Annotated in this window: 8 protein-coding genes; 5 read left to right on the top strand and 3 right to left on the bottom strand. The window is 71.9% G+C overall.

Features of this window, described 5'->3' with window-relative positions; all coding sequences use genetic code 11:
* The 4 genes from Q0116_RS03380 to Q0116_RS03365 form a co-directional block, all read left to right on the top strand.
* The coding region (locus tag Q0116_RS03380; RefSeq protein WP_297885505.1) for a thioredoxin family protein at window positions 1–372 on the top strand (372 nt) is incomplete at its 5' end.
* A gap of 90 nt (window positions 373–462) precedes the next feature.
* Window positions 463–1,158, top strand: coding sequence for a hypothetical protein (locus Q0116_RS03375; RefSeq protein ID WP_297885508.1), 696 nt, complete (start codon window positions 463–465; stop codon window positions 1,156–1,158).
* A 76-nt stretch (window positions 1,159–1,234) separates the two neighbouring features.
* Window positions 1,235–1,651 carry a hypothetical protein gene (locus Q0116_RS03370; RefSeq protein ID WP_297885507.1) on the top strand — a complete coding sequence of 139 codons (417 nt, stop codon included), beginning with the start codon at window positions 1,235–1,237 and terminating at the stop codon, window positions 1,649–1,651.
* 46 nt (window positions 1,652–1,697) lie between these two features.
* Window positions 1,698–2,024 carry a hypothetical protein gene (locus Q0116_RS03365; protein WP_297885503.1) on the top strand — a complete coding sequence of 109 codons (327 nt, stop codon included), beginning with the start codon at window positions 1,698–1,700 and terminating at the stop codon, window positions 2,022–2,024.
* 32 nt (window positions 2,025–2,056) lie between these two features.
* Here the strand turns inward: Q0116_RS03365 and Q0116_RS03360 are convergent, their stop codons facing one another.
* The 3 genes from Q0116_RS03360 to Q0116_RS03350 form a co-directional block, all read right to left on the bottom strand.
* Entirely contained in the window at window positions 2,057–2,371 is a 315-nt protein-coding gene (locus Q0116_RS03360; protein ID WP_297885502.1) for a PRC-barrel domain-containing protein, read from the bottom strand.
* A gap of 91 nt (window positions 2,372–2,462) precedes the next feature.
* Window positions 2,463–4,742 carry an LUD domain-containing protein gene (locus tag Q0116_RS03355; protein ID WP_297885501.1) on the bottom strand — a complete coding sequence of 760 codons (2,280 nt, stop codon included), beginning with the start codon at window positions 4,740–4,742 and terminating at the stop codon, window positions 2,463–2,465.
* Window positions 4,739–5,317: an LUD domain-containing protein gene (locus tag Q0116_RS03350; RefSeq protein WP_297885500.1), complete on the bottom strand. Its 579-nt coding sequence runs from the start codon at window positions 5,315–5,317 to the stop codon at window positions 4,739–4,741. The genes Q0116_RS03355 and Q0116_RS03350 overlap by 4 nt, the downstream gene beginning before the upstream one ends.
* A gap of 159 nt (window positions 5,318–5,476) precedes the next feature.
* Between Q0116_RS03350 and Q0116_RS03345 the strand changes: the two genes are divergently transcribed.
* A complete protein-coding gene (locus Q0116_RS03345) occupies window positions 5,477–8,554 on the top strand; it encodes an FAD-binding and (Fe-S)-binding domain-containing protein (protein WP_297885499.1) in 3,078 nt (1,025 codons plus the stop codon).

The raw sequence follows: 8,554 nt of genomic DNA, 5'->3' as shown, positions 1-8,554 counted from the left end.
GAGTACGACGACCTCGCGGTCGTCGGGATCAACCCGAACGACGCCGAGGAGTACCCCGACGACTCGTTCGAGGCGATGCGCGAGCGCGTCGCGGACGGCGCGGTCGCGTACGACGCGTACCTCCGCGACGAGACCGGTGCTGTCGCGGCCGCCTACGACGCCGTCTGTACCCCCGACCCGTTCCTCTTCGGCCGCGAGGACGGCGCGTGGCGACTCCGGTATCACGGGCGCCTCGACGACGCGCTCAACCCCGACGACGAGCCGACGGAGTTCTATATTCGCGACGCGGTCGACGCCGTCCTCGCGGGCGACGACGTCGAAATCCCCGACCGCCCCTCTCGGGGCTGTTCAATTAAGTGGCCCGCGGAGTAGGGCGACCTCGCCGGCCCGCGTCCCGGCAGTGGATCGCCGTGTTAACAGAGACGACTTAACAAGGGTCCGGGCCGAACAGGTGGCATGAGCATGAAAGGCGGCGAGCCGGACCTCCACGAGATCGATCGCTACGACGGCGGCGTCGGCTGGATCGCGTACCCCGACGAGACGATGGAGCGCGCGAGCCACGCCTTCGCGGTCGAGAACGAGGAGGCGGACGAAGACGACGTGTGGGTGGTCGACCCGGTCGACGCGCCCGGCGTCGACGACCTCCTCGAGGACCTGGGCTCCGTCGCCGGCGTCGTGATCGGACTCGACCGCCACGTGCGCGACAGCGGGGAGGTCGCCGCGCGCCACGACGTGCCGGTGTACGTCGCCGAGTGGATGACGGGCGTCACCGAGGAGCTCGGCCCGGACGTCGAAATCGAGCGGTTCGGGTCGCACCTCGCCGACACCGGCTTCGAGGCGCTCCGGATCCGCGACTCCTCGCTGCCGCCGTGGCAGGAGGTCGGCTTCTTCGACGGCGAGACGCTGATCGTCCCCGAATCCCTCGGCAGCGGGTCGTACTTCCGCGGCGACCGCGAGCGGCTCGGCGTCCACCCGATGTTACGGATCACGCCGCCGACGAGCGCGCTCTCCGGGCTCGACCCCGAGCGCGTCCTCGTCGGCCACGGCGTCGGCGTCCACGAGCGCGCGGCCGTCGCTCTGGAGGACGCCCTCTCGAACTCGCGGCGGAAGGCCCCCGGCCTGTACGCGAAGACGCTCGCGTCCGCGCTGCCGTTCTGAGGCGGCCGAGACGCTACCGCGCGGAGCGGCTCGTGCGTGACCTTTTGCCAGTCCGTCCCGTAGCGTGGTCCGAACCGTGATCTACGTCACCCGCGACCTGCTGACCGTGCTCCGCGAGCGCGCCGCGAGCGAGGACCCCGACGAGGTGAACGTCCGGCTCTCGGCGACGCCCGCCGGCGAGTTCGAGGACGACCTCGGGCTCAACCCGGCGACGCCGGTGGTGACCCACTTCACGCTCCCGTCAGTGGGGGGGTCCGTCAGCTCCGTGTTCGGTGTCGACCTCGGCACGCCGGCGGGCGAGGGCGGCGCGCGGTTCGTCTCGCACCCGGACGGGTTCCTCGGGGTGTCGCGGACCGATGACCTCGCGGGCGTGGTGGTCGTCGCCGTCCCGCCGTACGACGAGGACTCGGTCGCCGCCTTCGATCGGTCCGGGGACGGGGTCGAACTCGCCGTCGTCGACGCCGAACCGCCGACCGAAACGGTCCCCGAGTGAGCCGAGAGCAGGGGTTTCAAGCCGTCGGAGAGAATATCCGGTCGTAATGGCAGCACGGCCACCCGGCGGCGGCGATACGAAAGAGCCCGAGGCGATCGAGTTCGGCATCGCCGCGCTCGACGCCCGGTTGGACGAGGCGGACGTGTCGTTTCCCGCGACGGCCGCGGAGCTCCGGGACGCGCTCGGCGACCAGGAGGTCCCGTACGACGCGCAGGGGCGCTCCCTTGCGATCGCGGACGCGCTCGACCGCGTGCCCAAGCAGCGGTTCGAAAACGAGACGGCGTTTCTCGACGCGCTGTACCCCGTGTTCGACGAGGCCCGCCGCGAGGAGCGCGGCGTGATCGCCAGCCTCCGCGACGCGCTTCCGTTCTGAGGCCGCGACCGACGGCCGCCGCTCGGCCTCGCTTAACGGGCGTCCGGGCGGGCCTCGATCTCGCTCCCGTCCTCCTCCGGCTCGCCCGCGTCGTAGCGCTCGATGACGTCGTTGATCAGGACGACGTCGCCGACGGCGCGGACCCACCGGTACGGGACGATGACGCCCGTCGACCCGCTCACCTGGCCGGCGAACAGCTCGTGGTTGAGCTCGGCGAGCGCGAGTCCGGTGACGGCACGCGCGTCTAAGTCCAGCTGGATGTCCTCGATCTCGCCGACGAAGACGCCGTTGCTCGAGTACACCTCGCGACCGACGAGCGACGTGATCTCTTCGGGGGCTGCGTTCATACCTGATACGGTCACGAGCGCGCCTAATAAGCGTTCGTTGTCGAACGACGCGCGTCCGACGCCCGACGGGACCCGAACCGCGCTCGGCCCGCTACTCCCGCGGCGCGATCACTTCGATCGGGTGCGTCGGGGCGGCATCGAGCAGGGCGTCGAGCTGTTCGGTACAGGACGTGCCGGCCGCGACGACGGTGCGGTCGGTGTCGCCGAACTGCTCGCGCAGCGGCTCGCCGACGTCCATGCTCAGCTCGTAGTACTCTGACTTGTAGCCGAACGAGCCGGCCATCCCGCAACACTCCGTCTCGGAGACGCGCACGTCGTAACCCAGTCGCTCGAACACCGCGGTCGCGTACTCGCCCACCCCGATCGTCCGGGCCTGACAGTGCGGGTGGTACGCGATCCGCTTGCCCGAGGCGACCGGCCCGGTCCCCTCGGCGGGCGCGCGCAGCGCCGCGGGGTCGGCCCCGCCTTCCAGCAGGCCGAACACGTACTCCATCGGGTCGTAGCTCGCGTCCGCGAGCCGCTCGTGAGACTCCTCGGGAAGGAACCGCTCGTACTCGCGGCGGAACGTCGCGAGGTCGCTCGGCTCGATCACGACCACGTCGCGCCCGGCGTCGACGTGGGACGCGAGGCCGGCGTACACGTCCTCGGCCGCCGACTCGGCGGTCGCGATCATCCCCTGCGAGAGCGGCGGCCGGCCGCTCCCGGGGAGGTCCGGCACGCGGACGCGGACCCCGAGCGCCTCCAGCGCGCGGACGGTCGCCTTCCCGCGCTCGACGTCGACGTAGTTGGTCGCGGTGTCCGGGTAGACGACGGCCTCCCGGGTCGCCTCGGCGGCCGGGACCGCCGGGCCGCCGCGGGCCTCGAACCAGTCGACGAGCGACTCGCTCGCGAACTCGGGGAGGTCGCGCCGGCGGTCGATCCCGGCGACCCGCTCGGCGATGGCGCGCACCGGCCCGGCGTTCGCGAGGCGGTTCGCGATCGGGGCGGTCCGGTGGCCCCACTTCGCCAGCGTCGCGTAGTTGCCCACGAGCCGCGTGGCGAGGTCGAGGCCGCCGGGCTCCTCGTCGGGGACGAGCTCTTCGAACGCCCAGTCGAGCTGGCTCGCGTCGGCCTCCCCGCGGTTGATCCGGTCGCGGACCGCGGTGTTGATCCACGGGATGTCGATGCCGACCGGGCAGGCCGGCACGCAGCGCGAGCAGCCGGTACAGAGGTCGTTGAACTCCGCCGCCGTGTCGAGCCCCTCGATCCCCGCCTCCCAGCCCGTGGCGATGCCGCCGGAGTAGGTCTCGCCGCCGAACGCGTGGCCGCCGACGCTCTGGAAGTTCCCGCAGGCGTTCGAACACGCCGAACACCGGATACAGTACAGCGTCTCCTTCAACTCCTCGTCGTCGCGCATCGCCATGCGCCCGTTGTCGATGAGGACGAGGTGGAACTCGCGGTCGTCCCCGGAGCCGTCGGCCAAGGGCTCTCCGTCGTCGTCGAAGTCCGGAACGGGCGAGTCGACCGGCGGGGTGAGCGTCGAGATGTAGGAAGTCACGTCCTGGCCCGTGCCGGATCGCCCGATCAGCTCGACGAAGGGAGAGAAGTCCTCGACGGCCGGGACGAGCTTCTCGACGCCCGCGACCGCGACGTGAGTGTCGGTCGCCGTCACCGTCTTCCGGGCGTTCCCCTCGCTGGTGACGAGGAGCATGGTGCCCGAGTCGGCCGCGACGAAGTTCGCGCCGGTCATCCCGAGGTCGGCGTCCTCGACCAGCGCGCCGAGCCGCTCGCGGGCGAACATCGTGAGCTCTTCCGCGGTCTCGGGCGGGTCCTCCGGGTCGAACCGCTCGGCGAACAGCTCGGCGATCCCCTCGCGCGACTTGTGGATCGCCGGCGCGACGATGTGGGAGGGCTCCTCGTCGGCCAGCTGGAGCACCCACTCGCCGAGGTCCGTCTCGACGACGTCGACGCCGTCCGCGGCGAGCGCGTCGTTCACCTCGATCTCCTCCGAGGTCATCGACTTCGACTTCACCGCGCGCTCCGCGCCGCGCTCGGCCGCGACCTCGCGGATATATCGATTCGCGTCGGCCGCGTCGTCGGCGAGGTAGACGGTCCCGCCGTTCGCCTCGACCGACTCGCGCACCTCGTCGATGAGCTCGGGGAGCCGCTCGATCGCGTCCTCCTTGATGGCGCGCGCCTCGTCTTTCAGCGCCTCGTAGTCGTCGAGGCGACCGGTCGACTCGTAGCGCCCCTCGTTGAACCCGCGGGTGTTCTCGGCGACCGCGTCGCCCTCGGTCGCCAGCAGCTCGCGGATCCGGTCGGCCTTCGCCTCGCGGTCGGGGTCGCCCGCACCGGCGGCGTCGCTCGCGCCGGCCTCGGCGTCGCTGCTCATTGGATTCCCTCCGCCGCGTCGGCGGCGTCCGAGCCGTCCGTCGCGCCGTCGTCGCGAAGCAGGACCACGTGGACCTCCTTCGGTCCGTGCGCGCCGTGGACGAGCCCGCCCATGTCCGCGGTGGCGCTCGGACCGGTCGCGAACACCACGTCGACCGACTCGTCGCGCGCCCGCGGCCCGAGCCAGTCGAAGGCGTCGGGCATGTCGGGGACGATGTCGGCCTCCCGGAGGACGACGACGTGCCGGTCGACGAAGAGGCTCACCGGCTCCGTCCCGGCCGGGTTCGCCTCGAGCGCGACGCTCCCGTACTCGGCGACGCCGAGCGACGCGGCGGTTATGCCGGTGTGCGCCGCGCGCAGGTCGGCTGTCGTCGGCTCCGTCTCGACGCGGTCCGGGAGCGTCGCGGGCGAGTCGGCGAGCCCGTCGGGCCCCGAGCGACCGAGCGGCACGCCGACCGCGGGCTCGCCCGCGGCCGCCTCGACCATGGTCGCGCACTCCTCAGGCGGACCCGCAGCGACCGCGACGCCGAGGTCGTCGAGCCGCCGGGTGAACGTCGACGTGTCTGCGAGTGACATGATCGTGCCTTCGCCGGCCGGTATATGGCTTTTGCGACGGCTCCCGGGCGGCGATAGCGCGGCCGGCACGCGGCGGTCTCGCCCGCCGCGCGGGCGATCGAATTCCCCCGACGCGCAGACGGCAGGAAGTTTTTCACGGTTCGACTGCGAGGGATTCGCATGGCGACTCACACCCCCGGTCCCGACCCGACGGAGGGCGGGGACTTCGACTACACCGGCGGCGCGGTCGAGCGACCCGAACTCGTCGACGCGCTCGACCGCCGCGTCGCGGGCGACGTGCGGTTCGACGACTACTCGAAGCGGCTGTACGCGACCGACGCGTCGGCGTACGAGGTCACCCCGATCGGCGTCGTGATCCCCGAGTCGACCGCGGACGTCGCGGCCGTCCACGAGTACTGCTTCCGGGAGGGGATCCCGGTGCTCCCGCGCGGCGGCGGCACCTCCCTCGCCGGCCAGACCGTCAACGAGGCGGTCGTCCTCGATCTCACCGGCGAGATGGACGGCGTGCTGTCGACCGACCCCGACGCGGAGACCGCCCGCGTCCAGGCGGGCGCGTACATCGGCGACCTCAACGCCGCGGTCGAGCCCCACGGACTGAAGTTCGCGCCCGACCCGGCGTGGCGCGACAAGTCCGCGGTCGGCGGCGCGATCGGGAACAACTCCACCGGCGCGCACTCGCTGAAGTACGGGAAGACGGACCACTACGTCGAGGAGCTGGAGGTCGTCCTCGCGGACGGCACGGTGGCGACGTTCGGCGAGGTCGCGGTCGACGAGCTCCGCGCGTCGGCCGACCCGGACGCGGACGACCTTCTCCCGCGCATCCACGCCGAGATCGTGCGGATCCTCGACGAGGAGGCCGACCGGATCGACGAGCGGTTCCCGGAGCTGAAGCGCAACGTCTCCGGCTACAACCTCGACCGGCTGCTCGCCGAGCACCGCGGCGAGTACGGCGAGGCGGGTGTCGTCAACCTCGGCCGGCTCATGGCCGGCAGCGAGGGGACGCTCGCGACCGTCACCGAGGCGACCGTCTCGCTCGTCGAGATCCCCGAGACGAAGGCGGTCGCGCTGCTCACCTACGACGACCTCCTCGACGCGATGGAGGACGTGGCGGCGTGCCTCGAGCACGACCCCGCCGCCGTCGAGGTGATGGACGACGTGCTCTTGGGCCTCGCGGCCGAGACGCCGGAGTTCGAGGACGTCGTCGGGATGCTCCCCGACGGCACCGACTCCGTGCTGCTCGTCGAGTTCTACGCCGAGGACGACGCGGCGGGGAGACAGAAGGTCGCGGACCTGATCGCGGACCGGGTCGGGGCCGCCGAGGGCGGGGCGGGGGCCGGGGTCGAGACGGCGGCCGAGCCGAGCGACGGGGCCGCAGAGACGACGAGCCACCCCCGTCGGGCGGCGCACGCGATGGAGGCGCACGACCCCGCGGAACGCGACCGATTCTGGAAGATGCGGAAGGCGGGGCTGCCGATCCTGCTCTCCCGCACCACCGACGAGAAGCACATCTCCTTCATCGAGGACTGCGCCATCCCGCCGGAACACCTCCCGGAGTACACCCGCGAGTTCCAAGCGATCCTGGAGGACAACGACACGTTCGCCACCTTCTACGCGCACGCCGGCCCGGGGGTGTTGCACATCCGCCCGCTGATCAACACGAAGGAGGTCGACGACGTCGACGCGATGGTCGACATCGCCGACCGCGTCACCGACGCCGTGGTGCGGCTCGGCGGCTCCGTCTCGGGGGAGCACGGCGACGGCCGCGCGCGGACCCAGTGGAACCGCAAGCTGTACGGCGACGACCTCTGGGAGGCGTTCCGCGACCTCAAGACCGCGTTCGACCCCGACTGGCTGCTGAACCCGGGGAACGTCTGCGGCGACGTCGAATTGGGCGAGAACCTGCGGTTCGACGCCGACTACGAGTACGACGCCGGCTTCGACCCCGCGATGGAGTGGGCCGTCGACAACGGGATGCAGGGGATGGTCGAGCTGTGTCACGGCTGCGGCGGCTGCCGCGGCCCGCAGGAGACCACCGGCGGCGTGATGTGTCCCACCTACCGCGCGTCGGAGGAGGAGGTCCAGTCGACCCGCGGCCGGGCGAACATGCTCCGCGGGGCCATCTCCGGTGAACTGCCGGACGACCCGACCGACGACGAGTTCGTCACCGAAGTGATGGACCTCTGTGTCGGCTGTAAGGGGTGTAAGGTGGACTGCCCGAGCGGCGTCGACATGGCGAAGCTGAAGGCGGAGGTCGAGCACGCCCACCACGAGGAGCACGGGATCGACCTCCGGACGCGGCTTCTCGGGCGCTTCGAGTCGCTCGCGCCGCTCGCCTCGCGGTTCGCGCCGCTGTCGAACCTCCCGAACAAGATCCCCGGGAGCGGGCTCATCGCGGAGAAGGCGCTGGGGATCGCGAGGGAACGGGACCTCCCCGAGTTCCGCTCGGAGACGCTCGTCGACTGGTTCGAGGCCCGCGGCGGCGCGGCCGTCCCGCGCGAGGAGGCCGACCGCGACGTGCTGCTCTTCCCCGACGTGTACACCACCTACACGAACCCCGGCGCGGGGAAGGCCGCGGTGCGGGTGTTGGAGGCCGCGAACTGCCACGTCGAGATTCCGGACGTCGACGGGAGCGGGCGGCCGCCCCACTCGAAGGGGATGCTCGACGTGTCGCGCGCGACGGCGAGGGACGCCGTGGAGACGCTCGCGCCGCGGGTCCGCGACGGCTGGGAGGTCGTCGTCGTCGAGCCTTCCGACGCCGTCATGCTCCAGTCCGACTACCACGACCTGCTCGACGGCGACGCCAGCGACGTGCCCGACGCCGACGTGGCCGCCGTCTCGGAGCACGCCTACGGGATCATGGAGTACGTCGACGCCCACCGGCTCGACGAGGCGCTCGCCCTCGACGCGCCCACCGAGTCGCTCACCTACCACGGCCACTGTCACCAGAAGGCGACGAAGAAGGACCACCACGCCGTCGGCGTGCTGCGGCGCGCGGGCTACGGCGTCGACCCCCTCGACTCCTCCTGTTGCGGGATGGCGGGCTCGTTCGGCTACGAGGCCGAGCACTACTCCATGAGCAAGGCGATCGGCGAGAACCTCTTCGAGCAGGTGGACGCCAGCGGCGGGGACGCGCTCGTCGCGCCGGGGACCTCCTGCCGGACCCAGCTGGAGGAGGGGCCCGGCGAGGTACCGGAGCCGTCGCACCCGGTGGAGAAGCTGGCGGCCGCGCTGGCGTAG

It is taken from the genome of uncultured Halorubrum sp. (assembly GCF_937146585.1).
GTDB lineage: Archaea > Halobacteriota > Halobacteria > Halobacteriales > Haloferacaceae > Halorubrum > Halorubrum miltondacostae.
Note: the sequence above shows the minus strand (reverse complement) of the source record. Positions and strands in the feature narration are given on the sequence as shown.

Bases quoted from the DNA above. Each gene is read 5' to 3' on its own strand.
- Q0116_RS03375 (WP_297885508.1), top strand. From the start codon at position 463: ATGAAAGGCGGCGAGCCGGACCTCCACGAGATCGATCGCTACGACGGC.
- Q0116_RS03365 (WP_297885503.1), top strand. From the start codon at position 1,698: ATGGCAGCACGGCCACCCGGCGGCGGCGATACGAAAGAGCCCGAGGCG.
- Q0116_RS03360 (WP_297885502.1), bottom strand. From the start codon at position 2,371: ATGAACGCAGCCCCCGAAGAGATCACGTCGCTCGTCGGTCGCGAGGTG.
- Q0116_RS03355 (WP_297885501.1), bottom strand. From the start codon at position 4,742: ATGAGCAGCGACGCCGAGGCCGGCGCGAGCGACGCCGCCGGTGCGGGC.
- Q0116_RS03350 (WP_297885500.1), bottom strand. From the start codon at position 5,317: ATGTCACTCGCAGACACGTCGACGTTCACCCGGCGGCTCGACGACCTC.
- Q0116_RS03345 (WP_297885499.1), top strand. From the start codon at position 5,477: ATGGCGACTCACACCCCCGGTCCCGACCCGACGGAGGGCGGGGACTTC.